Below are 26272 nucleotides of genomic sequence, written 5' to 3'. Positions count from 1 at the left end.
TCATGTTACTTACATTCGAGCTTACACCAATTACGGACTTCTTACTATCTGAAAGTGGTGTACTTTTAATTAATTGCCAGAAACTTTTGCGGGAAATTCTCTTCACATCCCGGCGATCACCGCCGTTGCAGGACCGTTTTGCGTTGCAGAATTTCAACGGTTTCGGCGTCGACCACCCCTGCGGTCCCTGTATCGAAGACAGCCTTCCCCAGCCCTGACTGCACTCCCAGCGGGCACAGTGATTTGCATACTCTGCCGCTCGGTTGCAAGCCGTCCATGGCGGGCGCCCCGGCTGGCACAGCATCACAAGAGCACAAAAAACCTTCAAAAATCTGCGGCAACCAAGACACGGTTGCCAAGAAAACCGCCTCGCGGACGGCCCGCACATACTGGACAGATCTATTAAAATTGTAACATTGTGACCTCAATATGGCCGCAAAAGACGGCCGATGGGCAAGCGTACAGGCAACGGAACGGCGCGGCATCCGCCAATTTGCGGCTGTGCAGCGCACAGATGAGTGGTATTACAATGAGCACAGTTGCATTTATTACCCGCGATATGGCGGGCACTACACAGCATGGGAACTTTTCCGAAGGCACACCGGCACGTATCGACGCCGCCCATGCCAAGGATATCTCGCTGAATCTCAGCCCTGCCGATGTCGAAAGCTACTCCCGCCAAGGCGGCAACCTGCATATAAGCTTGGCCAACGGCCAGGAACTGGTGATTGAGAACTACTATTCTTACGGTTCATCCGGCGGGAAGAACCTGTTCCTCAGCCAGGACGGCGAATTCACCGAGGTTGTGCTGGAAGACAAATCCAGCGGCATGCTCTTTGCCACCTATGAGCCGCTGGATCTGACCGGCAAGTGGAGCGCCTATGACGAAATGGTGTTCCTGGACGTTGACCGCATCGAGCCGGTAGTAGCGCCGCTGGCCGCGCCGTTGTTCGGCGGGCTCGGCGCGGCCGGAGCCGCAGCAGGCGTCGTTGGCGCGGCAGCAATCGCCGGCGGGGGCGGCGGTGACGGCGGAGGGACGAACGGTATTGTCCCGACAGTCGATGCCCCTGATGCCTCTTATCCGGTTTCCGGATCCACAACTGAACCGGTCATTATTACCGGCACCGGCGCACCGGGATCCGAAGTGACCGTCACCGTCGGCACGTCCATAGCCACCGCAACCGTCGATGACGACGGCGTTTGGAGCGTCACCTTCCCGGTCGATGATCTGCCGGAAGACGGAAATTATGACTCCACAGTGCATGTGGTTGACCCGAACGGGACCGAGTTCGACCTGGATGGCCCTGCGGTCGTAATCGACACGGTTGCCACCGTCGGCCTCGACGAGGGCCAGGCGGGCGGCGACGACATGATCAATGCCGCCGAAGCAGCCGATGGGGTGATCCTGACCGGTACTGCCGAGGCGGGCGCCACAGTGGAAGTCACTTTCCAAGGTGTAACCCGGACGGTTACCGCGACCGAAAGCGGGACTTGGAGCGCTGACTTCGCAGCTTCGGAAATCGCCTCCGGGGAATATGACTCGGAGGTCAGCGTCACCGCGACCGATACATTTGGCAATTCGGACAGTGTCACTGGTACCATCCACGTGGACACCACCACGGCTGTAGCGATCGACAATGGCCAGGCAGGCGGTGATGACATTGTCAGCAATACGGAAGCTACGGCTGGCCTGACTTTGACCGGAACCGGCGAGGCGGGTGCAAGCGTCAGCGTGACTGTTGAGGGCGTAACCCGCACCACGACCGTGGATGCGGATGGCAATTGGGCCGCAGAATTCGAAGCGGGTTCCCTGCCCACCGGCGAATACGACACGACTGTCAGCGTGACCTCCACCGACGCGGCCGGCAATACGGCCACTGCCACGGCCGATCTCCACGTGGACACTATGGTCGATCCGCTCACTTTGAATTCCGGCAGCATCGAGGGCGATAATACCGTCAACGAGACCGAACGCAGCGACGGAGTGACCCTGACCGGCACGGTTGAGCCGGGCTCGGCGGTGGTTGTGCAACTGGGTGATGCGACCGAAACCGCCACGGTTGATGCGGACGGCAACTGGAGCGCATCCTTTGCAGCCGCTGACATTGCTCAGGGCAGCTACGATGCAGCAGTGGTTGTGTTCGCCACTGACGCCGTTGGCAACACGTCGGAAATCACTGACACTCTGGCCATCGACACCGAGGTGGTGCCCTTCACCTCGGACAGCGTGACCGATGATGATGTGGTGAGCCTGGCAGAAAGTTCTGCGGGCCTCTCGATGTCCGGCACAGTCGAACCCGGATCGACAGTGCAAGTCACCATTCAGGGCGTAACCCGGAACGCGCTTGTGGATCCGGACGGCAACTGGACTGCGGAGTTTGAAGCCGGCGACCTGGGCGAAGGCACTTATGAGGCGACAGCTGAAATCACGGCCACGGATCCGGCAGGCAATACGCAGACCCTGACCGAGGAATTCAGCGTCGACACAGAATATGACGCCCCCAACATTGGCGATGTGATCAGCACCGGCACCAGTGTCAGCGGCGTCTTCAGCGACGATTTTGAAGCCGGTGACACAATACATGAGCTGGCCAGCACCGGCAGTGTGTCAGATGTCAGCGGCACTGAAACCGATCTTGGCAACGGCCGGATCCTGTACGACTTCGATGCGGACGTGCCGGACGGCTCGCACCTAGTTGTGAACCGGGTGGACGACGCCGGCAACAGCTCCGGCACATTGGTGGTGCTCGAAGACGGTGCCGGCGCAACTGTGCTGGATCATTCGGGCCTCTCGCAGTTCAACATCGACGAGCTGAACCTGGTCCATGCCGATGCAGTGGATCTGACCCTGACCGAAGCCGATATCAACGCGCTGTCAGGCAATTCCAACACGCTCACCGTGCATGGCGGCTCCGATGACACGCTTACCATCACCGGGGCAGCAGCAGCTGGCACCGAAACAGTCGATGGCGAGACCTTCAACGTCTACACCATCGGCGATGACGGCACCACGCTGACGGTGGACGAAGACGTCAACGTCGTGATCTGATCTATCGGCCCGGCGGTCATTGCTGCCGGACCCAATACATCAAAAGCCTAAAACAAAAGGGCAAATGGCAGGATGCAACCGGGACGCTTTTCTTGCGCCATCGCAGTGATGTGCAGCCTGTCGGCCTGCGCCCAAACGCTGCCGTTCGGCGGCGGAGATAGCGCAAATACCGCGCCTCGCAGCAATTTCTCGCAATCCGGCGAGGCCTCCTCCGCAGTGATCCAGGATTTGATGGAGCGCCGTTCCCTGCTGACGCAAGACAGCGCCTACGGTCAAGTGGCAGAAGCCGCAATTGCCGCATCTTCCCGCGCTGCCGAAGCAGAGTTGATCAGTGCCAAACTGCGTGCCGAAGCGGCCTCCAAGAACTGGCTGCCGACGCTGGGCCCTTCCGTCAGCCTGACCGATCTGGGAGATCTGGTGGCCGGTCTGCTGATCGAGCAGGTTTTGTTTGACAATGGCCGCCGCAAGGCCGAGCGCGCCTTTGCCGCCGCCGATGTCGAAGTGGCTGCCGTTAGCCTGTCTCAAGATATGAACAGCCGCGTCGAAACCGCTGTCGGGCTTTATGCCGCGGCCTTGCGGGGCGATGAAAAGGCCGCCTATGGCAGCCGCGCCCTGCGCCGGATGCAGGAATTCCGCCGCATCGTTCAGGGACGCGTCGATGGCGGCGTGTCGGACCGCGCCGACCTCAATGTGGTGGACAGCAAGATCAGCGGCATCCGAACGGCCACAGCCACCGCCCGTGATGCAGCCGCCACCGCGCGCGCAGAACTGCAGGCGATGACCGGCCGGACCTTTTCGCGGAAACCCTCGCATCTGGGGATAGCCCCCCCGCCGGAGCAGGTGCTGTTCCTCTCCGTGCTGAAGGCAAGCGCCGAAGCGGACCGCACTATTGCCCAGGCCAAATCCGGCCGTGCCGGGCTGCTGCCCCAGATTGCGGCCTCGGGCAATGTGACCTCAGACGGATCCGGTGCCGGGCTGACCCTGGGTGTTGGCCAGCCGCTCGGGTTGGGCACGCCCGCCGCCATTCAAGCGCTGGAAGCCTCCAAGGAGGCCGCCACCCGCCAGATTGGCGAGACCGAGGAGATTGCCCGCCGCACCTACAGCCGCCAGGTCCAGCAAATTGCGTCATACCGGCGCCAGGAAGGCGAGACCGCCGTGCTGGTGCGCCGGAGCCGCGAAACTTACGGCCTATTCCAGAAGCAATTCGAAGCGGGCCAGCGCCCTGTGATGGAGGTCATCCAGGTTTACGAAGAGCTGGTGCGCCGCGAGCAGGCCTATATCGACGCGAAATATGAGGTGGTGCTGATCCAGTTGCAGCTGGCGCGCGACCTGGGGCTGCTGGCCGATGGGGACAAGATTTGACCGACACGACGCAAAAGCCTCCGCGCGCCGTCCCCGCCTCCGGAATGAAACCGGTGTTGCGGGCTGTGCCTGTGTCCGGCACTCCTGCAGCGGCACCGGAAGTCATGCCGCCAACCGACACTCCCGCCCCGGCGCCGGCCGCCAAACGGCAGCCAAAGACCCAGCCGCAGGACACCCAGCCTGAAGTCGGCTCGCTGCTTGAAGGCGCTGCAACCCGTATTCAGCACCGTGCCAGCCTGATTGCCACATTGGCCGCCCTGAAGGGCAGCGAAGTACCGGTGAGCGATGTCGCCGCCTTTCTGTGGAGCGAAACCCCAGGCGACCTTTCACTGCATTCGCTGGCAAAGGCGCTGCACACCACTGGCCTGCAGCCGAAGATCCTTGAAAAACAGCCGCTGAGCCCGCCCCTTTGGCCTGCGCTGGCGATCATGTCAGGCGGGCAATGCGTGCTGGTGCTGAGCCAGGCAGACGATGTGCTGACAATCTATGACACTGCTTGTGCGGACAACCGCACCGAGGTGCCGCTCGGTGAATTCAGCCCCTATTTCACCGGCACCGTGCTGTCGGCCCGCCCCTCGCTGAAGCATATGGCGGCAAAACACACGCCGCAGATCGACCCCGGCCACTGGTTCTGGAGCGAATTCCCGAAATACCGCCGCCAAGTTGGCGAAATCATGCTGGGATCGCTGGTCGCCAATATCCTGGCGGTCTCGGTCGCGCTGTTCTCGCTGCAGGTCTATGACCGCGTGGTGCCGCACCAGTCGCAAGCCACTCTGTGGGTGCTCGCAGTCGGTGCCTTCCTGGCCATTGCGCTGGAGGCGATGCTGAAGCTGGCCCGGGCCCGGCTGACCGATGCCGCAGGCCGTCAGATCGAGCTGTCGGTGCAGCACAACCTGATGCGGCGCCTGATCGGCATGCGTTCGGACAAAAAGCCGCTGCCGCCGTCCGGCCTGTTTGCCGCGATGCGCGATTTCGGCTCGGTGCGGGAATTCTTCACCTCCTCCACCATCTCGACCCTGGCCGACATCCCTTTTATCGCCGTTTTCCTGCTGCTGGTGGCCTCGATCGCCGGGCCGGTCGTCTGGGTGATAGTCGCCGGCGGCATCCTGATGCTGCTGCCGGCCTATTTCATGCAGAAGAAGATGATCGCCCTGACCCGCCAAACCCAGGGCGCCAACGCCAAGGCGGGGCGGCTGCTGCATGAGGTGGTGACTGAGCTGGACACGGTGAAAACCCAGCGCGGCGAAGAGCGGGTGCTGCGGCTGTGGGATGAACTGAACACGCTGTCGTCCCATTCAGCGACCGAGCAGCGCAAGCTGTCCAGCGCCCTCACCTATTGGTCGCAGGGGGTTCAGCAAGCGACCTATATCACCGCCGTTGTGCTGGGCACCCTGCTGGTCTTTGCCGGTGATTTCACCGTCGGCACCATCATCGCCACCGGCATCCTGACCAGCCGCACCCTGGCGCCGCTGACCCAGTTCGCTGCCACCCTGGCCCGCTGGAGCAACGTCAAGGCGGCGCTGGAAGGGCTGGACGCCATCGCCAACGCGCCGCAGGAAAAGGAAAAGGAACGCACCTATCTGCGGCGCCAGAAAATCCAGGGCCGTTTTGAGCTGCGCGAGATCCTCTTCCGCTACGAGGATGACGCCGCCCCCACCGTGGATGTGCAGGCCGCCGTCCTCACCCCCGGCCAGCGGGTTGCGGTGCTGGGGGTCAATGGCTCTGGCAAATCAACGCTGCTGAAGCTGTTGTCGGGACTGTATGCGCCCGACCGCGGCCGCATTCTGCTGGACGGCACCGATATGGCCCAGATCGACCCGCGCGACCTGCGGGCGGGCATCGGATACCTCAGCCAGGACGTGCGGCTGTTTGCAGGCTCCTTGCGCGACAACCTCAACCTCAACCAGCTGGAACGCGACGACGACCGGCTGATGGCGGCATTGGAGTTTGCAGGCCTCGGCGCCCATGTGCGCAGCCACCACAAAGGGCTAGACTTGGAGATCAGCGACGGTGGCCATGGCCTGTCGATCGGTCAGCGCCAGTCGATCGGCTGGGCGCGGCTGTGGCTGCAGGACCCCTCGGTGGTGCTGCTGGATGAGCCCACAGCTGCGCTGGATCAGACTCTGGAGCGCACCCTGGTCAGCCGTCTGGAAACCTGGCTGGAAGGCCGCACAGCTGTGATCGCCACCCACCGGATGCCGATTCTGTCGCTGACCAACCGCACCCTGATCCTGCAATCGGGCCGGATGGTCGTCGACGGGCCGCGGGATCAGGTTCTGGCCCATCTGGCCGCCGGAGAAGGCAAATGAACGCGGCACTGCATGACCCTTACGGCAACGCCGAGACCCCGCGCAGCGCCAGCCGCATCATCTATCTGGTGCTTGCCGCCCTGCTGACCTTCCTGATCTGGGCCGCCTTTGCCTCGATCGACGAAATTGTCCGCGGCGAGGGCCAGGTGGTTTCCTCTTCCCGCTCCCAGATTGTGCAGAACCTCGAAGGCGGCATCCTGGCTGAACTCCAGGTGCGCCAAGGCGACATCGTCACCGCCGGCCAGGTGCTGGCCAAGCTGCAGGACACCAAATTCCGCGCCGCGGCCGATGAGCTGCAAAACCAGATCGATGCGCTGGAAATCAAACGCTACCGGCTGGAGGCGCAAATGAAGGGCGCCTTTGAATTTACGGTGCCGGAAATGCTTGCACAGCGCTCCCCCGGCATCCTGTCCTCTGAACGCGGTCTGCTGATTGCCCGCCAAACCGATTTTACCAGCCGCCGTGACAGCGCCAAGCAGATCCTGGACCAGCAGAATGCTGAGCTGGCCAATATGGAGCAGCTCTACAAGCAGAAGATCGTGGCCCTGATCGAAGTGAACAAGGCCCGCAAACTGACCACTGACGCCCGCGCCAAATACAACGAGATCGGCACCCAGGCAGAATTGGAACAAGCCGAGGAATACTCCCGGACCTTGCGCGAACTGACCACCCTGCGCCAGGAACAGCGGCTGGCGGTGGATCAGCTGAATCGCACCATCATCACCTCGCCGATGGCCGGCATCGTCAACAGCCTTTCTGTCACAACCATCGGCGGTGTGATCCGCCCTGGCGAAGAAATTCTGGAGATTATCCCGCTGGGTGAAGAGCTGTTTGTGGAAGCCCGTATCAAACCTGAAAATATCGCCAGTGTGCAGCCGGGCCAGGGCGCTACAATCAAGCTTTCTGCCTATGACTACACCATCTACGGCTCCCTGCGCGGCAAGGTGGATTTTGTCTCTGCCGACACTTTCGAGGACGAGCGCAATCCGCGCGCCGACCCCTATTACCGGGTGACGGTGCGGGTCGATAAATCTGGTTTTTCCGAGCGCCAGCAAGCCATTGAGATCCGACCAGGGATGCGGGCAACCGCAGAACTGCAGACCGGTGCTAAGACCGTGCTGCAATACCTCCTGAAACCGCTGTACAAGACCCGCGAGGCCCTGCGAGAGCCTTGAAGAAAGGTATTCGCCTGCCCCAAGGTCTGGCGGCAGGTGGAAAACTGTCCATTGGCCGGCCCGGGGCCCTTAGCCCGCCCGCTGCATCAGATCCCGCAGCGTCGAGTCCAGCGCCGTTCCAATCGACACCCGGCGGCTGCCCATCGCGGCTTTGGCCGAAATCACCGAAACCAGCCGCGGCGGCAATCCCGGGCGCATTTCCAGCACCGGCGAGCCTGAAGCGCCGAATTCCACCAGGCAGGACATCACCAATGTCCGGCTCTGCCGCGCCAGGACGCTGCAGGATGACTCCAGATTGGGCCGGTTTGCATGCCTGCGGGTATAGGACAGGACCCCCAGGATATCCCCCCGAGCTGCGCCGCTGGACATTGTCAACGGCTGAACCTGGCTGCGGCTGATCGGCCGGTCAAGTTTCAGCACCGCCAGATCGCTGCCGATCTGATGGGTGCCTGCCGGCCGGTACCGGTACTGCGGGTGCATTACCGCTTTCACCACTTGCCGCAGGGCCACGGCCTGCCCCCCGGACAGCCCCGCTTCGAAACTGATCGTGGACGGGTCAACCCGCGCGCCCGTCCTGGGTTCGAACAGGCAATGCGCCGCCGTCAGCACCAGGTCCGGTGCCACCAGCGCCCCGGTGCACATGTTTACATTGGAGATATTCAGCCGTCCGACGGCCTCCCACCCTTCTATAGATCTGACGTTCGTCCGCGACTCATCCGCAGCCCCGTCAACGGGCATGCCCAACGACAGGCACGCCGCAATTGCAGCAATTAGAAGTCTCATTATCCACTCCAACGTCCCACAAACGCATCGTCATTCAGGCGTGCGGCTGGAATGAGGCCCAATATCGCCAGGCTGCGACGGATTCATGGACAGAATGTGGCGGCGTTAACAATTCCCTAACCCCCCGGTTATTGGTGCTTAACCATGGCAAAAAAGCCCCCCGCAGCGCCAGGAAAAGTGAACAATGCGTTAACATTTATTCCAAACCATCAACAAACAAGGAGAAATTCGCAATCGCACGCGCGCACGCGATCCCTGAACCCGGCAATTCCCCCCCGATTCGAAGCTCCCGCTTTTGTGATGCGTTAACATTTTCCGCACTTTCGAAGCCGAACGGTGCAGCGACTGCATCGGCTTGCTGGCTGCGCTGCCGCCCAAATGGTTAACGCGCGCGGTCCGGAACTGCGGCCGTCTGCCCAATCATTTTTGTGAGCATATGGAGAATTAACGGATGAAAAATCTATCCGGCGCTGTGCTGTTGTGTATGTCAAATCCAGCATCCACCGCCAGGAGGATGCGTTCCGGAAGTCGCAAATTTTGAAATGCTTCGTTCCTTGAAATTGGATCAAAAGCTGCCGATGCTTGTCATCGGGACCGCACTCACTCTGACAATTGTCCTGGTTGCGTTTAGAGGCAGCGACTTCCGGCGCTGTATTGTTCACGATTCCGAACGGTTCATGCAATCCATGATTCAGAACCGCGAGCCAGCGCTGCAGCCTTTTCGTCCATCGAAGCCGCGATTCTGACAAATGCCTCAGTCCCGTTGACGCCAAAACAATAAAAGAGCCGGGCGCAACCTGGGGCACCCGTGGAGGGTCCGGTCAGAAAGAGGTTCAAAACCTTTAGACCCCATGATCGGTTTCTGAACAAACCGGGTCAGCGGCCTCTCCCGCGGCATTCTCCGTTCGAGGGTTGCGCCCGGTTGGCGGGTGCCGTGCCTCAAGACTGGGGGAAAGAGCACATGCTGGATAGCACGTTCATCGGGCTGGATGTCCACAAGGCGACAATCTCGGTTGCGATTGCAGAGAGCGTACGGGGCGGAAAGGTACGCCACCTGGGGGCGGTGCCGGACCGCCCTGATCAGCTCCGCAAACTGGTCAAAAGCCGGCGACCAAGGGGGCACGGTTGCATTTCTGCTATGAAGCAGGCCCCTGCCGCTTCGCCCTATGATGTTCACTTCGAACGCAACCACCCGGCTGTCAAAAAATGGTGGTGGAGCATTTTGGGCAATATGACATCTTCCTGATCAGCCCGATTAGAGAAGTGATCTTTTCTGTTGCCAAGGACAGCTGACTACACGACGAAGATGATTACCGGCCCGCCTAAGAATTCTGGCTTAGCAAAAACGTTCCAACCGGCTGCGGCTGGTGAGATGGTCAGTTTTTGTTTCTCCGGCCTCGCAACCTATGAGCCCAGTACCAGTGCTCCAGCGGCATTCGCAGCTGCCCGTATCATGGACAGTGGCGGGCGCTACATCGGTGTTTTTGCACCGCAAGTCGCAGTTGGCGACATCTCCGTACTTATCTACAGTTTTGCCGGGGATCTGTATACACTGGACGCTTACCTGACCGGCCAGGACCTCAAGGCCCGGACCGATGGCAGGGAAATTTCCGCAGCTTCAATACCGGTAGCCATTCGCAATCTCCAATGGGGACTGGTGGCAGCGTTTGACCGGGCCGAAAATCTGACCCCGGCTGAAACGCTGCGGCGGATTACGATCTTGAGGTCCCTGATCTGTGCCGCTGTGGTTTCATTGGCGGGCTGGCTGTTTGCGCGTTCGGCCTCCAGACCGATCGATCATTTATGCGCGCGTTCCGCCAGCGCCTTCGTCAGCTCGGCAAGAATGCCTTCCTTGCCGAACAGGTCGCAGGCCGAGCGGCCTTCCATCAGCCGGTCTAACAGGTCTTTGTCGATACACATACGCGGGTCTCCTGACAGAGCAGTTTCCACTGCCCGAGCACGAAAGTCAGGATAGTCAACAGCGATGCGGGCAAACTGTATCCTGCAGACCGAGCAAATCTGCTGCACACCTCCGGACTGTGCCGATCAGGCGAGCGCGGCCGTCCTTACAGAAGCAGTCCTGCCTGAATTGCAGGCCATCCTCCTCGCTCCAGCAGGGCTGGTAGAACCGGTTCCGATCCGATCACGCCCCGAAATGCACAAACTTGCCAAATTGGGCGGCCACAGCACAACTCAGCGCAATTAGCCGAACCTCTGTCCACAGCCTTGGTGTTCTTAAGTCAAATTCGTGATGATAATTAACCTATGCGATAGCCGTTCTGTGTTACGTTACCGTTATACGAGTAGGCCCGGATGCGCACCCCCCGGGTAAAACGTGTTTCACAAGGGGAACAGAATGAGAAATGCTAGTTTTCCGGACATGACAGCCCCAACGGCCTTGCAGCCGGTCATACTCAACATCCTGTCTGTGGATGATGATGAAATCGACAGGCTGCGCTTGAACAAATTATGCCGTAAAGCCGGAATGAAGGCTGAGTTCTTCGAAGCTGCCAACCTCGAAGAAATGCGCCAGCAGCTGGAGGTAGAGCAATTTGATCTGGTGTTTCTGGATCATAATCTTGGCATGGACACCGGGCTTGACGCACTCAAAATCCTGCTGACGCATGAAGAGCAAGTCCAGGCCGTGCCGATCATGCTGACGAGCATGACAAACTATCAAATTGCCGTTGAAGCCATGCGCCGCGGCTGCGCCGACTACATTGTCAAGGAAGAACTGTCCGCCGACACACTGATCAAATCCATCGCCTCCGCAATCGAACGGCGGGCGCTTTACGGCCAACTCAGCAGCGCGCGCACAACTGAAAAAGAATTCAGGCGGATCTTCAAGCGGTTCATTGTCGGCTGCGGGCCTGACCTTCGGCTGCTGCTGAGCCGCACGCTTGCCGGTGTCCGTATGGTCAAGACACAAGCCCGGCAGGATGACACTGTGCCATCCGCCATTTTATCCGACGTTTCACTGCTTGAGCGAAGCTGCAAGGATCTGGTTGTTTTTATGGACGACCTGGAAAGCGTCATCTCAGACACGCAGGAAATTACTGCAAAAGTGAATCCCAAGCTCCTCCAATAACTTCCTGCTTCGCCGGTCTGGTGCAGAAGAACTTTGGACATGTCCCTGGCGCCCATGAAACTGAAGGTCAGAGTTGTGAAAACTGTTATTTGTGCCATACGGGGCACCCGCGCGCGATATTCCGTTAACGGCCGCCCCGGTTCAAGACGCCGGTTTCACGGCCTGGCGGTTCATCGGACACGGGGTACTGGCCGGTTTCATCCCGAATGTAAGCAACCCGTTTCCACGGCTCCGGGAGAGGGACGGGCTGTCATCGGCACCCGTCCGGCCGTTGCCAAAATTGGCTCCAGCCATGTCAACGGCGAACAAGCAGCTTTTCTAAGCGGTTCCGGAAATAAACCGATACTCCTGCAAACTGATAAAACCTTCACCGGCCCGCCCGGAACGCGGGAGCAGGGCCGGTTTGGCCCACTCTCCTCCACAGGGGTATGGCACAATGCCCTGTATAAGGAAGCTTTGCGGAGCCCAAGCAGGCTAGCCGACGTTCCCTCTATTTCCAGACGCGCTGTAAACTGGCGCAGCAAAACAGCAGCATCTGATGCCCTCTGGCAGGCTGCGGACCTGCGCAGCATCCCTACGGGCTTGCATTGCAGGACCACCTCATTCCCCCAGGCTGTAACCAGTACCGACTTGGAGCAGGCGGCAAGATACTGCCGCGCTGCAAAGAAGGGCATCTTAAGAAAATCCGCAATGATGCCCTGCCTCACCCCAATCGGTCCAACAGAGCCTGCAGCACCGTGGAGCCGCCGCAGGAAGCGCATACAAAGGATACGCCAGCATGATTTCCATTCCCCAAACCGCCGAACGCCCAGCCCTGAACATTATCCTTGTTGAAGACGACGACGGTGACGCAAAAGCCCTGCACCGCGCGTTCAACCGGGCCCGGATTGCCAACCCGATCAAACGGTTCGTGGACGGGGTCGAGGCCCTGGCGTTCCTGCGCGGCGAACTGCACCAGGTTCCGCCACCCAATTTTGTCGTGCTGAGCGATATCAATATGCCCCGCAAGAACGGGATTGAGCTTCTGAAGGAAATCCGCGCAGACCCGGTGCTGCACAAGGTCCTTTTTATCGTGCTTACAACTTCGGCCGACGAACGGGATATTTCCGCCGCCTACGCGAACAATGTCGCCGGATATATCCTCAAATCCAAGGCAGGCGACATGTTTGTCGACTTGATGGCAACCCTGAACAATTACTGGCGCATTGTAGAACTGCCCGATATCCACATCAGAAAGGTGTCCGATGACGGTCCTGAACATCCTGATCATTGATGACGATGCCGGTGACCGGAAACTGGCGCGCAGACTGCTGCAGAACCTGTATCCGGATGCCAATGTGATTGAGGCCGACTGCGGAAAGGACGCCATGTCTCACTCCGGTCTTCCGGTGGATGTGATCCTGCTGGACTACCTCCTGCCGGATGGCACGGGGCTCGACCTGATTGCGCAGCTGACCGAAACCTGGCCGCGGGCGGTTTTGTTCATGACGACCGGTCAGGGCGATGAGGAAATCGCCAAAAGTGTCATTCTGGCCGGCGCCAGTGATTACATCCCCAAATCAGCAATCACTTCCGAAGCCCTGAGACGGATGATCACGAACGGGCAGAAGGTTGCCGAGATGCGCTGGCGGATCCAGGAACAGCAGAACGAGCTGCGCCTTTTCTCCGATGTGCTGGTACATGACATGCGGGCGCCGATCCGGGCCATAAAATTTCTCAGCGACCAGATACACGAGGATTACCAAAACGGCGATCTTGAGGAGGTGGCCCGGCAGTTTGAACTAATGAAAAAATCGGTGCGCAAAACATCTGAACTGATCGAAGGGCTGGCCTCCCATATAAATCCGCACAGCAATGGCAAACCTGCCTATGTGACTGTCGAAAGCCTGTTTGACAGCCTGCGGGCAGTCATGGCGCAGGACCTTGCGGAATCCGGCGCCCGGATAGAATGGCATTCCGGCGGGCTGGCTGGCTTGTGTTTCCCGCCGGACATCGTGCAATTGCTGCAAAACCTCATCGGCAACGCAATCAAATACAGCGGCGGCAAAACCGCCGAGATTTCCGTAACGGCGGAACCCGCCGGGCCTGGATTGATGATATCCGTGGCGGACAATGGTATCGGCGTTCCGGCGCAATACCGGGACAAGATCTTTGAGCCCTTCAAGCGTCTGCAGCGTGGCAGTGATCAGCCAGGCAGTGGTCTGGGTCTGGCGACCTGCGCCAAAATTGCCAAGCGTCACAACGGGTCGATCTGGTGCGAGCCGCAAGCGGACACGGGCACCACAATCCGCTTCACAATCTGCCTTGAGGCTGGGCAAGCACGGGAAACGGCCTGAGAGCAGGACTGCTCCCTACTACGGCAGACAGTGGTGCTCTTGGCGGAGGACGGTCTTAGCCTGTAAAAGCGATCCAAGTTGAGTGAGAAACTCCAGGTGGAACACAGACACGACAAGGTGTGTGCCCTTGCTTAAGAAACGAATTCCGGATGAGCCGACAGCCTGCTTACTGACATTGGCAGGAAGGCCAGGGGCGCAACGCGGCTTACCAGTCGACGCAAAAGCGCCATCGTATCAGCCGACTCTTCGCGATTGCACTAATTATCAGGATACTAGTCGCCTGCGGCGGTCTTGATCAGTGCCGCGAGGCAAAAGGATCTGCATGCCGTCCTTGAGTGTTTCAAATTGAAAGTTCCTGCATCCTTGGCCTGAGGCGTCCTTGGACGATGACTTCAGCAGAGTCCGGCGGTTGGTGTGATTTCCTCCGTTAATCCGGGCTGGGTGCAGCCTCCGCAAAGCGAAGCGCGGCCCGTGCGGGCTGGTTGACGGTCACAGTTTCTGTTCGGCTAAGGTTGAGCGTGTCCGACCTTTTGTGTATGATTGACCCGGTTCATGCTTCACCGAAAGGAAGCATGAATGAGCATCTCGAAAGAAATCCTGGACGAATTACTGAAGGACGTGGAGCGCCTGAAGACTTGCTCGGCGATGCCAGGCTGATGAAAGAGCTGAAGATCAAGCTCATGGAGCGGATGCTGGGTGCCGAGCTGACAGCGCGTCTGGGTTATGAAGAAGGCGAGGACGCGCCTTCCGGTCAGAGCAACCGGCGCAACGGCACGTCGACCAAGGTTCTGAAAGGCCAGGACGGGGAGATGCCGGTTGCGATCCCGCGGGACCGTATCAGCAGCTTCGAGCCCGAGCTGGTGAGGAAGGAGCAGACCCGGATCGATGGGATCGATGATAAGATCGTCGGGCTCTACGCCGCCGGTCTGACGGTGCGGGACCTCCAGGCCCATCTGCTTGATCTTTAGTCTCGCCCGACCTGATCAGCCGCGTCACCGATGCGGTGCTGGACGAAGTCAGGGAATGGCAGAGCCGCGCCCTGGACCGGATGTATCCCATCGTGATCTTCGACGCGCTGCAGGTGAAGATCCGTGATGTTGACAGCCAGACGGTCAAGAACAAGGCCGTCTACGTCGCTCTCGGCGTCACCCGCGATGGGAGCCTCGAGGTTCTGGGCCTGTTGATCGCCGAGAACGACGGCGCCAAATTCTGGCTGTCGGTGATGAACGAGCTGAAAAACCGAGGCGTCCAAGACGTCCTGATCGCTGTCGTGGACGGGCTGAAAGGCTTTCCCGGGGAGTGTCCTGAAGCCTGTGTATCTGGCACCAGGAAGATCAACCATGGCCAGGGACAGCCCATCAGAAACGTCAGCGCTGCGCGCGCATTTGCCGGAGATGCCCGGAACCCACTTGCCGGCCGGGATGCCCGGGTTGCCCGGCCGCCTTACAGGGCTGGATGCCGGCCAGCTCAGCAATGCCGGGGTGCACCGCCGCGGCAGGCTGATCCCGTGGATCAGGGCCGCGCCAGGACCGGAAATGTGCCAGCAACGACGCTTTGACCTCCGGAACATGTGCCCTGATCAGATCGGCCGCCTGGCCGGCATCCCCCATTTCGCAGGCCGCCAGGACTTCGAGATGCTCGCGCTCCGCGCGCTCCATGCCGTCGCTCATGACCAGCTGCGCACGGATATAGCGGTCAATCCGGTCCATTGCGCCGCGGGCCGCTTCGCGGAAAAAGCTCAGCGCGCTGACACGGTACTGCGCGTCGTGGAATTCCCGGTTCAGGACACCCCACTCCATCGGGTTCTTGCACCCTGCAAAAGCCTCGCAATGCATCCGCGCTCCGGGGCCAGTTGCGCCTGTGACATCCGCGGCACCGCATCGCGGATGATCTCCGGCTCCAAAAGCGCGGAAATCGAATATTTCCGCCGCCTCATCCGCCGACAACCCGGCCACAACCGCGTCTTTGAAGCGCAGGGTCTTGACCACCCCGTACTCCTCCAGCCTTGAGATTGCGTCCCGTACCGGGATCCGGCTGGTGTTGAAGCGGCGTGCAATTTCCTCCTGCCGCAGCGGTTCGCCCTCTTCCAGCCGGCCGTCGATGATTGCCGTGCGCAAGGCCTCAAACACCGCCGCGGCAGCCGAAGCCGCTTTTCAAGTATCAACCGGGTCCAGGTTCATCGGAATGCGTCTCCTTTCGGTCAGATGTATGTGAACCTGCCCGCCCGGAAAAGCGGATTGACTGTAAGCCCGGGTTTACTGCCCTGCCGACGGCTTCCCCGTCACACTTCCAGCGACACCCACAGCACCCTGGCGTCTTCTTCGCTGACCGACACACAGCCGTGGCCCATACCGCTGTCATAATAAACAGAATCCCCCGTCCCCATTCGAAGCGGCCGGTAGTGTTCTGTGTAGAGTATCAACTCGCCGCTCAGCACAAACATGAACTCTTCGCCCTGATGGCGGACCCAATTGTCGAACTCCGTCACATCCCGCGCCTTGATGGTGCTGATATAAGGCACCATGCGCTTGCTGGTCAGCTCGCTGCACAGCAGTTCATGATCATAGGTCGACGTTTCCTTGTGTTCGCCGAGCCCGGTACGGGTGAAGTCCCGGCGGCCTGTGACGCCGCTTTGCCCTGATTGCACAAACAGCTGAGGCGTTTCCAGCTCCAGCGTCTGCATCAAGCGGCGGATAATCTCGAAACTGGGCCGGGTCTGGTTGTTCTCGATCTTCGACAGCGTCGACCGGCCAATGGCCGCAGCGCGCGCCGCTTCCTCCAGCGTCAGCCCCTTGTCCTTGCGGGCATCGCGAATCATTTTTCCCAGGACTTCCCCGTCCGGGGCTTCCACGGCTTCCGGGCCGAGTCCTGTTTCCTCTGAGGGAATTGGTTCCATTTCCACGATTTCTCCTGATCCGGAAACAGCTTAACTTTGATGTATTCGCTGGTCAAAATTTCCATGATCGCACTTTATGTTTGCAATAAGGGAAAAGTTTCCTATAGGAGACGAAGCGTCGTATACGACTAAACACGTGCCGGGTTTGGGCCGCATTTCGTAGGAGAGTTCACATGAGCGCATATGATCTGATCGTGATCGGGGCTGGTCCGGGCGGATATGTCGCAGCAATCCGTGCTGCGCAGCTGGGCATGAAGGTTGCCTGCGTCGAAGGCCGCGGTGCTCTCGGCGGCACCTGCCTCAACGTCGGCTGCATCCCCTCCAAGGCGCTTCTGACCTCCTCGGCCAAATACGCCGAACTCTCACATATCTCCGCACATGGCATTGCCGTTGAAGGTGCCAGCCTGGATCTGGGCGTGCTGATGGCACGCAAGAACAAGATCGTCGGCGACCTGACCAAGGGCATCGGCTTCCTGTTCAAGAAGAACGGTGTCGACCATATCGAAGGCTGGGCCAGCATTCCCGCTCCCGGCCAGGTGCAGGTGGGCGAAGACAGCTACACCGCGAAGAACATCCTGATGGCCACCGGCTCGGAACCCGCCACCCTCCCCGGCGTGGAAATCGACGAGGTGGACGTGCTGAGCAGCACCGGTGCGCTGGCCCTCAAAGCCGTGCCAGAGCATCTGGTGGTGATCGGCGCCGGCGTGATCGGGCTTGAGCTTGGCCAGGTCTGGTCACGCCTCGGATCCAAGGTGACGGTTGTTGAATACCTCGACCGCATCCTGCCCGGCATCGACGGCGAGATCGCCAAGCTATCCCAGCGGGCGCTGAGCAAGCGCGGTCTGAAGTTTCAGCTGGGCCGCGCACTGAAAACCATCGAGAAGGGCACAAACGGCCTGACACTGACGCTGGACCGCGTGGGCAAGGACAAGGTAGAGCAGATCGAGGCGGAGAAGGTGCTGATCGCCATCGGCCGCCGCCCGGTGACCCGCGGCCTGGGGCTTGAGGATCTGGGTGTTTCCATCAACGCCCGCGGCTTCATTGAAGTGGATGAGCGCTTCTCCACCTCTGTCCCCGGCATCTTTGCCATCGGCGACTGCGTGCCTGGCCCGATGCTGGCGCACAAGGCCGAGGAAGACGGCGTCGCCTGCGTGGAGATGCTGGCAGGCGAACACGGCCATGTGGATTACAACACCGTGCCGGGCGTTGTGTACACAGATCCGGAGGTCGCTTCGGTCGGCCAGACCGAAGAAGCCTTGAAAGAGGCCGGTGCCGAATACATCTCCGGCAAGTTTGCCTTCATGGCCAACTCCCGCGCCCGCTCCACTGGCGAGACCGACGGCGCTGTCAAAGTGCTTGCCACACCCGAAGGCAAGATCCTCGGCGCCCATATCTGCGGTGCGCATGGCGGTGATTTAATTGCAGAATTGGTGCTTGCCATGACCAAAGGTGCTACTATCGAGGAAGTTGCACGAACCTGCCATGCGCATCCTGCGATGGGTGAGGCGGTGAAAGAAGCCTGCCTTGACGCACTCGGCCGCGCCATTCACGCCTGATCTGGAGGGAGCTGCCAGATGACGATCCAGCTAAGACCCCGCCACCCGGAAAAGGCCCACAAGGCTGACACCGCCATCCCCCGCAAACCCCGGTGGATCCGCAAGAAGAAGATCGAAAGCGCCGAGTATTACGAGACCCGCAAGCTGATGCGGCAGCATGATCTGGCGACCGTCTGCGAGGAGGCCGCCTGCCCCAACATCGGCGAATGCTGGTCCAAGCGCCACGCCACCATGATGATCATGGGCGAGGTCTGCACCCGCGGCTGTTCCTTCTGCAACGTGACCACCGGAAGGCCGGACACGCTGGACGCGTTTGAACCGGGCCGGGTTGCGGCTGCGGTGAAAAAGCTGGGCCTGCGCCATGTGGTGATCACCTCCGTCGACCGCGACGATCTGGCGGACGGCGGCGCAGAGCATATTGCCCAGACCATCCGCGCCACCCGCCACCAGAACTCCGGCACCACAATCGAGGTTCTGACCCCGGATTTCCTGGGCAAGGGCGACGCCGCGCAGGCCGTGTTTGAGGCGGCCCCGGATGTCTTCAACCACAACCTGGAAACTGTGCCGCGCCTTTACCCGCGCGTCCGTCCCGGTGCGCGCTACTATACTTCGCTGCGGCTGCTGGACGACGCCAAACGCGCCAACCCGCAGCTGTTCACCAAATCCGGCATCATGGTCGGCCTGGGCGAAACTCTGGACGATGTGCGCCAGGTGATGGATGATCTGCGGGCGGCACAGGTAGACTTCCTGACTGTGGGCCAGTATCTGCAGCCCACACCCAAGCACCACCGGATCGACCGTTTCTGGTCGCCGGAAGAATTCGCGCAGCTGGAACAGATCGCCCGGTCCAAGGGCTTTCTTCACGTGTCAGCCACCCCGCTGACCCGTTCCTCGTTCCACGCGGATGAAGATTTTGCCGCCCTGAAAGAGGCCCGTCAGATGGCCTTGGCGAAGGGCATTCAACCTTAACGCAAGCGGGAGGAGACCCATGGAAGCGTTAAATTCAATCGTAGGAGCCATCAATGGCGTAGTATGGGGGCCGCTGATGCTGGTCCTCATTCTGGGCGTTGGCTTCTTCCTTCAGGTCGGCTTGAAGTTCATGCCGATACGGAAACTGGGCATGGGCTTTGGCCTGATGTTCAAGGGCCGTGAAGGCACTGGCGAAGGCCAGATCACCCCGTTCAACGCGCTGATGACCGCCCTGTCGGCCACCATCGGCACCGGCAACATCGCCGGTGTTGCCACCGCCGTGTTCCTCGGCGGCCCCGGTGCGCTGTTTTGGATGTGGATGACCGCGCTGGTCGGCATGGCCACCAAATATTCCGAAGCCGTCTGCGCCGTGAAATTCCGCGAACGCGACGAAGAAGGAAACTATGTCGGCGGCCCGATGTATTACATCAAGAACGGCCTCGGCGCGAAATGGGCCTGGCTGGGCGTTGCCTTTGCCGTGTTCGGCTCCATCGCAGCCTTCGGCATCGGCAACGGCGTGCAGGCCAATGGTGTGGCGCAGGTGCTGGAGACCAACTTCGGCTTCAACCCCTCGATCACCGGTATCGTGCTGATGGTGCTGACCGGCGCCGTGATCCTGGGCGGCATCACCCGCATCGGCGCGGTGGCCGGCAAGCTGGTGCCGTTCATGGCGGTCAGCTACATCGCCGCCGGCCTGATCGTGCTGGTCATCAATGCAGACGCCATCGGTGCTGCCTTCGGACTGGTGTTCACCCATGCTTTCACCCCCTCCGCAGCCGAAGGCGGCTTTGCCGGTGCGGCAGTCTGGGCGGCGATCCGCTTTGGCGTGGCGCGCGGCGTTTTCTCCAACGAGGCAGGCCTCGGCTCTGCCCCGATCGCCCACGCGGCAGCGAATACCAAAGGCCCGGTCAACCAGGGCCTGATCGCGATGCTGGGCACCTTCATCGACACCATCATCGTCTGCTCGATCACCGGCCTGGCGATTATCGCCTCCGGCGCCTGGACCTCAGGCGAATCCGGGGCCGCGCTGACCTCGCTGGCGTTTGAGACCTCGCTGCCCGGCTTCGGCGGCTACCTGATCGCCATCGCCCTGTCGATCTTTGCCTTCACCACCATCCTGGGCTGGTCCTACTATGGCGAGAAGTGCATGGAATTCCTGTTCGGCGTGAAGGTCATGCTGCCCTACCGCATCCTGTGGATCATCGCGATCTACTTCGGAGCCACCGCTGACCTCGGCTTTATCTGGCTGCTGGCGGATACGCTGAACGCAATGATGGCCATCCCGAACCTGATCGCCTTGGCGCTGCTAAGCCCGATCGTCTTCAAGGTGACGAAACAGTTCTTTGCCACCGGTGGCAAGTCGGAAGAAGCCGGCCACGCTGCCGAATAAGCTCTCCGGGAGGGCGCCCGCCGTGCCCTCCCCCACCCCGAAACCAGAATAATTCAAAGGCTGCACAGGATGACCGACGCCCCACAACGCACCCCGCTTTATGACCTGCACGTAGATCTTGGCGGCAAGATGGTCGATTTCGCCGGCTGGGAAATGCCGGTGCAGTATCCCATGGGCATCATGGGCGAGCACAAGCAGTGCCGCGAAAAGGCTGCGCTGTTCGACGTCTCCCACATGGGCCAGGTGATCCTGCGCGGCGAAAACGTGGGCGAGAAGCTGGAAACGCTCTGCCCGCAGGCTTTTGCCACTCTGAAAGAAGGCAAGGCGCGCTACGGTTTTTTCACCAATAACGACGGCGGCATCATGGACGATCTGATCGTCTCCAACGCCGGCGACCATTATTTCGTCGTGGTGAACGCGGCGCTGCGCCATCAGGACATCCCGCACATGCAGGCCAACCTGGAAGGTGTCGAAGTGACCGAGATCTTCGACCGCGCGCTGGTGGCCGTGCAAGGCCCCAAGGCCGAAGACGTGGTGGGCGCACTTTGCCCTGCCGCCCGTGATCTGAAGTTCATGGAAACAACCGTGGCGGACATCGGTGGCGTTGAATGCCGCGTCTCGCGCCTTGGCTACACCGGCGAGGACGGCTACGAGATCTCGATCCCGGAAGCCGACGCCATCCGCGTCTCCAAACAGTTCCTGGCGCATGACGACTGCGAACCCGCAGGCCTCGGCGCCCGCGACAGCTTGCGCCTTGAGGCCGGTCTCTGCCTCTATGGCAACGACATCGACCAATCGACCTCACCGATCGAAGCATCGCTTTCCTGGGCGATCCAGAAGCGCCGCAAAGAAGACGGCAGCTTCCCCGGCGCCGCCCGCATCCAGAAGGAACTGGCCGAAGGCACCGCCAAAAAGCTGGTTGGCATCAAGCCCGAAGGCCGCGCTCCCGCCCGCCAGGGTGTGGAAGTTCAAAGTGAAAGCGGCGACACCCTCGGCGCCATCACCTCGGGCAGCTTCGGCCCCACCGTCGGCGGTCCGGTCGCCATGGGCTATGTTGCGGCAGATTACAGCGCGGCAGGCACCAAGGTGAACCTCATCATCCGGGGCAAGGCGCAGCCGGCTGAAATCGTTGCCCTGCCCTTCATCGCACACAATTACAAACGCTAAGACATCATCAGGAGAGTCAAAATGGCCACCTATTATTCCGAAGACCATGAATGGATCACCGTTGAAGGCGATGTGGCAACCTTGGGCATCACCCAGCACGCCGCCGACCAGCTGGGCGAAGTTGTCTTTGTCGAACAGCGCGAAACCGGTGACGAGTTCGAAAAAGGCGGCGAGATCGGGGTGATCGAGTCCGTGAAAGCGGCTTCCGAAATCTACGCCCCGCTGGACGGCGAAGTGGTCGAGGTGAACGAAGCCCTGGCCGACAACCCCGGCGCCCTGAACGAAAGCCCGGAAGGCGACGCCTGGATCTACAAGATCAAACTGTCGGACGCCTCCCAGCTGGACGATCTGATGGATCTGGACGGCTACAAAGCCCTGATCGGTTAAGCACTCTTCCCCGCCGGGACCGCCTGGCGGGGTCCATTGCCCCAGACAAGGACCCATAGACATGGCCTTTAAACTCACCGATTACGAAGCCTACGACTTCGCCAACCGGCGCCACATCGGCCCCTCTCCGCGCGAGATGGCCGACATGCTGCAGGTGATCGGCTTCAAAACCCTGGACGAGCTGATCGACGCCACCGTGCCGCCCGCCATCCGCCAGAAAGAGGCGCTGGACTGGGGTCCGGCGATGACCGAGCGCGACGCGCTGTTCCACATGAAAGAAGTCGCCTCCAAGAACAAGGTGCTGACCTCGCTGATCGGCCAGGGCTACTATGGCACCACCACCCCGGCGCCGATCCTGCGCAACATCCTGGAAAACCCGGCCTGGTACACCGCCTATACTCCTTATCAGCCGGAAATTTCCCAAGGCCGTCTTGAGGCACTGCTGAACTTCCAGACCATGGTCAGCGACCTTACCGGCCTGGACATTGCCAACGCGTCGCTGCTGGACGAAGCCACCGCCGCCGCCGAAGCCATGGCGATGGCGCACCGCGGTTCGCGCTCCAAGGCGAACAATGCTGCCTTCTTTGTCGACAAGAACTGCCACCCGCAGACCGTCGCTGTGATCCAGACCCGCGCCGAGCCGCTGGGCATCGACGTGGTAGTTGCCGATCCCGATGACCTGGACCCGGGCGCAGTCTTTGGCGCGATCTTCCAGTATCCGGGCACTCACGGCCATGTGCGCGATTTCACATCGGAAATCGAAGCCATTCATGAGCATAAGGGCATTGCTGTTGTCGCCGCCGACATCCTGTCGCTGGCGCTGCTGAAGTCGCCCGGTGAAATGGGCGCCGACATCGCCATCGGCTCAACCCAGCGCTTTGGCGTTCCGATGGGCTATGGCGGCCCGCACGCGGCCTATATGGCGACCACCGACAAACTGAAACGCGCCATGCCCGGCCGCATCATCGGCGTCTCGGTCGATGCCCGCGGCAACAAGGCCTACCGTCTGGCGCTGCAGACCCGCGAACAGCACATCCGCCGCGAAAAAGCCAACTCCAACGTCTGTACCGCACAGGCGCTGCTGGCGGTCATCGCGTCGATGTATGCGGTCTACCACGGCCCCGACGGCATCAAGGCGATTGCCCAGTCGGTGCACCGTAAAACCTCGCGCCTGGCTGCCGGCTTGGAAGAGCACGGCTTCAAGGTGGAACCGGAAGTCTTCTTCGACACCATTACTGTCGAGGTCGGCCCGCTGCAGAAAACCGTGATGGAAGCAGCCGTTGCCCGCGGTGTGAACCTGCGCAAAGTGGGTGAAGACCGTATCGGTGTTTCGCTGGACGAACAGACCCGGGCTGAGACCATCGAAGCCGTCTGGGGTGCCTTCGGCATTGCCAAGAAAGACGACAGCGTCAAGAACCGCGCCTACCGCCTGCCCGACTACGCGCTGCGTGAAAGCGAGTATCTGACCCACCCGATTTTCCACAAGAACCGGGCCGAGGCAGAGATCACCCGCTATATGCGCCGCTTGGCCGACCGCGACCTGGCGCTGGACCGGGCGATGATCCCGCTGGGCTCCTGCACCATGAAGCTGAACGCCACCATCGAGATGATCCCGGTCACCTGGCCGGAATTCGGCAACCTGCACCCCTTCTGCCCGGAAGACCAGGCGCAGGGCTATCACCAGATGATTAACGATCTGAATGTCAAGCTGTGCCAGATCACCGGCTATGACGCAATCTCCCAGCAGCCGAACTCCGGTGCGCAGGGCGAATACGCAGGGCTTCTGACCATCCGCAACTACCATGCGGCCCGGGGCGAAGCGCATCGCAACATCTGCTTGATCCCGACCTCGGCGCACGGCACCAACCCGGCGTCGGCACAGATGGTGGGCTACAAGGTGATCCCGGTGAAGGCAGACGACAAAGGCAACATCGACACCGCCGACTTCCGTGCCAAAGCCGAGCAGCACAGCGATAATCTTGCGGCCTGCATGATCACCTACCCGTCGACCCATGGTGTATTTGAAACCACCGTGCAGGAAGTCTGCCAGATCACCCATGATCACGGCGGCCAGGTCTATATCGACGGCGCCAACATGAACGCCATGGTGGGTCTGTCGCGCCCCGGCGACATCGGCGGCGACGTCAGCCACCTGAATCTTCACAAGACCTTCTGCATTCCGCATGGCGGCGGCGGCCCCGGCATGGGTCCGATCGGCGTCAAGGCGCATTTGACCGAGCACCTGCCGGGCCACCCGGAATACGGCACTGCCGTGGGTCCGGTCTCGGCGGCTCCGTTCGGCTCGCCGTCGATCCTGCCGGTCAGTTGGGCCTACTGCCTGCTGATGGGCGGTGCAGGCCTCACCCAGGCGACCAGAGTGGCGATCCTCAACGCCAACTACATCGCCGCGCGCCTCAAGGATGCCTACAAGATCCTCTACACCTCGGAAACGGGTCGTGTGGCGCATGAATGCATCCTGGACACCCGTCCGCTGGCGGATGACGGCGGCGTCACCGTGGACGACGTCGCCAAGCGTCTGGTCGACTCGGGCTTCCACGCCCCAACCATGTCCTGGCCGGTGGCGGGGACGTTGATGGTGGAACCGACCGAATCCGAGCCCAAGGACGAGCTGGACCGCTTCTGCGAGGCGATGCTGTCGATCCGCTCGGAGGCGCAGGACATCATCGATGGCAAGATTGACCCCGAGAACAACCCGCTCAAGCACGCGCCGCACACGGTGCGCGACCTTGTGGGGGAATGGGACCGTCCCTACAGCCGCGAACAGGCCTGCTTCCCTCCCGGCAACCTCGGTGTCGACAAATACTGGCCGGCAGTGAACCGGGTGGACAACGCCTATGGCGACCGCCACTTGATCTGCACCTGCCCGCCGATGTCGGACTACGAAGAAAACGAAGCCTGATCTATTCAGGCTCCGCGCCCTGCCGGCCCAGCCCGGCAGGGCATCCCCGCATGACCCGCTCAGAGGAGAGAATGATGTCCCGTCTCGAACCGCTGACCGTGCCAGCTCCCCGGCCCTCCGCAGACAGCGCGCCGCAGGCCCGCTTTCACGATATCGAGATCATTCTGCCGCAGGCAGAGCCGCCCGCCGCGGCGCAGATGATCTGCGAAGTCTTCCGCGCTGCCAACGACTTATTCCCAGACAGCGGCTACCGCACCGCCGTGCGCAATTTCTGCTCGCAAATGCGTGCCGTGCCCGAGGGCTGGAAACCGCAGACGGTCATTTTCCTGGGCGGCATTTCCAGCCGATGGCCGCTCAATTCCGGTGAAAAGGCCAGCCTGCAACGGATCTGCCGCCAGGCCCAGCGCTGCCTGTTTTCCGGCAGCGCCATCTTCCTGCTGGCCGAGTCCGGGCTGCAGGCGGTCTCCGAGACCGCCGTTCATTCGAATTTTGCTGCCGCCGCAGAGGAAGAGCAGCTGACCTGCGCCCCGGCGGGCACCCTGACCACTGCCGCCGGCCGCATCAGCACCGCCGTCAGCAGCTTTGCCGCGCTGCGCCTGCTGGCCGGCTTCCTGCGCGCCGACCGCGGACCGTTCATCGCCGATGCAGTCTGCGACTACCTCGGCCTGGCTTTTGGCCCGGCATCGGAGCAATCCAAAATATCGCTGCAACTGCGTCAGGCCGCCGGGGGCGACACCCTGATCGTCAAGATCCTCGACCTGATGCAACAAAACCTCGAAGAGCCGCTTTTGATCCGCGACATTGCCCAGAAGGCCGGCGTCTCTCCGCGCAAGCTGGAACGCCGCTTTCAGCAAAAGACCAGAACCAGCCCGCTGGCGGCGTATC

Annotated in this window: 20 protein-coding genes and 1 pseudogene; 17 read left to right on the top strand and 4 right to left on the bottom strand. The window is 61.0% G+C overall.

Going from position 1 to position 26272, the window contains the following annotated elements; translation table 11 throughout:
• The 5 genes from VOI29_RS08035 to VOI29_RS08015 all read left to right on the top strand — a co-directional run.
• Positions 1–218 (top strand): hypothetical protein (locus VOI29_RS08035; RefSeq protein ID WP_323777677.1); only part of this gene is annotated, 218 nt, incomplete at its 5' end.
• Between the two features lie 311 nt (positions 219–529).
• The gene (locus VOI29_RS08030; protein ID WP_323777675.1) at positions 530–3049 is read left to right on the top strand and encodes an Ig-like domain-containing protein; all 2520 of its coding nucleotides are present in this window, start codon (positions 530–532) and stop codon (positions 3047–3049) included.
• 72 nt (positions 3050–3121) lie between these two features.
• A complete protein-coding gene (locus VOI29_RS08025; protein ID WP_323777673.1) occupies positions 3122–4411 on the top strand; it encodes a TolC family protein in 1290 nt (429 codons plus the stop codon).
• 44 nt (positions 4412–4455) lie between these two features.
• Complete coding sequence (locus VOI29_RS08020; RefSeq protein WP_323777671.1) at positions 4456–6720, top strand: ATP-binding cassette domain-containing protein; 2265 nt, start codon at positions 4456–4458, stop codon at positions 6718–6720.
• A complete protein-coding gene (locus VOI29_RS08015; RefSeq protein WP_323777669.1) occupies positions 6717–7895 on the top strand; it encodes an HlyD family type I secretion periplasmic adaptor subunit in 1179 nt (392 codons plus the stop codon). The genes VOI29_RS08020 and VOI29_RS08015 overlap by 4 nt, the downstream gene beginning before the upstream one ends.
• A 69-nt stretch (positions 7896–7964) precedes the next feature.
• Here the strand turns inward: VOI29_RS08015 and VOI29_RS08010 are convergent, their stop codons facing one another.
• On the bottom strand, positions 7965–8678 hold the full coding sequence (locus VOI29_RS08010) for a trypsin-like serine peptidase (RefSeq protein WP_323777668.1): 714 nt from the start codon (positions 8676–8678) through the stop codon (positions 7965–7967).
• A gap of 961 nt (positions 8679–9639) precedes the next feature.
• On the opposite strand from VOI29_RS08010, the gene VOI29_RS08005 reads away from it, so the two are divergent.
• Positions 9640–9924 carry a hypothetical protein gene (locus VOI29_RS08005; protein ID WP_323777666.1) on the top strand — a complete coding sequence of 95 codons (285 nt, stop codon included), beginning with the start codon at positions 9640–9642 and terminating at the stop codon, positions 9922–9924.
• Between the two features lie 551 nt (positions 9925–10475).
• Here the strand turns inward: VOI29_RS08005 and VOI29_RS08000 are convergent.
• Positions 10476–10598 carry a hypothetical protein gene (locus tag VOI29_RS08000; RefSeq protein WP_323777665.1) on the bottom strand — a complete coding sequence of 41 codons (123 nt, stop codon included), beginning with the start codon at positions 10596–10598 and terminating at the stop codon, positions 10476–10478.
• Positions 10599–11034: 436 nt separating this feature from the next.
• Here VOI29_RS08000 and VOI29_RS07995 point away from each other — a divergent pair, with 436 nt between their 5' ends.
• From VOI29_RS07995 to VOI29_RS24600, 4 genes and pseudogenes are all read left to right on the top strand, one after another.
• The gene (locus VOI29_RS07995; RefSeq protein ID WP_323777664.1) at positions 11035–11766 is read left to right on the top strand and encodes a response regulator; all 732 of its coding nucleotides are present in this window, start codon (positions 11035–11037) and stop codon (positions 11764–11766) included.
• A 778-nt stretch (positions 11767–12544) separates the two neighbouring features.
• The gene (locus VOI29_RS07990; RefSeq protein ID WP_323777662.1) at positions 12545–13039 is read left to right on the top strand and encodes a response regulator; all 495 of its coding nucleotides are present in this window, start codon (positions 12545–12547) and stop codon (positions 13037–13039) included.
• Entirely contained in the window at positions 13011–14102 is a 1092-nt protein-coding gene (locus tag VOI29_RS07985; protein ID WP_323777660.1) for a sensor histidine kinase, read from the top strand. Before VOI29_RS07990 ends, VOI29_RS07985 begins: the two co-directional genes overlap by 29 nt.
• Before the next feature lie 576 nt (positions 14103–14678).
• Positions 14679–15420 (top strand): annotated as a pseudogene (locus VOI29_RS24600) (IS256 family transposase); the annotation flags it as partial.
• 49 nt (positions 15421–15469) lie between these two features.
• Here VOI29_RS24600 and VOI29_RS07970 read toward each other — a convergent pair.
• A complete protein-coding gene (locus VOI29_RS07970) occupies positions 15470–16231 on the bottom strand; it encodes a GntR family transcriptional regulator (RefSeq protein WP_323777656.1) in 762 nt (253 codons plus the stop codon).
• 152 nt (positions 16232–16383) lie between these two features.
• Positions 16384–16998 carry an XRE family transcriptional regulator gene (locus VOI29_RS07965; RefSeq protein ID WP_323777654.1) on the bottom strand — a complete coding sequence of 205 codons (615 nt, stop codon included), beginning with the start codon at positions 16996–16998 and terminating at the stop codon, positions 16384–16386.
• 173 nt (positions 16999–17171) lie between these two features.
• On the opposite strand from VOI29_RS07965, the gene lpdA reads away from it, so the two are divergent.
• From lpdA to VOI29_RS07930, 7 genes are all read left to right on the top strand, one after another.
• Entirely contained in the window at positions 17172–18554 is a 1383-nt protein-coding gene (lpdA, locus tag VOI29_RS07960; protein ID WP_323777653.1) for a dihydrolipoyl dehydrogenase, read from the top strand.
• 18 nt (positions 18555–18572) lie between these two features.
• Positions 18573–19523, top strand: a complete 951-nt coding sequence (gene lipA, locus VOI29_RS07955) for a lipoyl synthase (protein ID WP_323777651.1) — start codon at positions 18573–18575, stop codon at positions 19521–19523.
• A gap of 19 nt (positions 19524–19542) precedes the next feature.
• Positions 19543–20913, top strand: a complete 1371-nt coding sequence (locus tag VOI29_RS07950) for a sodium:alanine symporter family protein (protein WP_323777649.1) — start codon at positions 19543–19545, stop codon at positions 20911–20913.
• Positions 20914–20982: 69 nt separating this feature from the next.
• Positions 20983–22080, top strand: coding sequence for a glycine cleavage system aminomethyltransferase GcvT (gcvT, locus tag VOI29_RS07945; RefSeq protein WP_323777647.1), 1098 nt, complete (start codon positions 20983–20985; stop codon positions 22078–22080).
• A 21-nt stretch (positions 22081–22101) separates the two neighbouring features.
• Positions 22102–22467: a glycine cleavage system protein GcvH gene (gene gcvH, locus VOI29_RS07940; RefSeq protein ID WP_024091132.1), complete on the top strand. Its 366-nt coding sequence runs from the start codon at positions 22102–22104 to the stop codon at positions 22465–22467.
• A 61-nt stretch (positions 22468–22528) separates the two neighbouring features.
• A complete protein-coding gene (gcvP, locus tag VOI29_RS07935; protein WP_323777645.1) occupies positions 22529–25387 on the top strand; it encodes an aminomethyl-transferring glycine dehydrogenase in 2859 nt (952 codons plus the stop codon).
• A 74-nt stretch (positions 25388–25461) separates the two neighbouring features.
• Positions 25462–26272: AraC family transcriptional regulator (locus VOI29_RS07930; RefSeq protein ID WP_323777643.1), on the top strand; the 811-nt coding region annotated here is incomplete at its 3' end.

It is taken from the genome of Leisingera sp. (genome assembly GCF_034669605.1).
GTDB lineage: Bacteria > Pseudomonadota > Alphaproteobacteria > Rhodobacterales > Rhodobacteraceae > Leisingera.
Note: the sequence above shows the minus strand (reverse complement) of the source record. Positions and strands in the feature narration are given on the sequence as shown.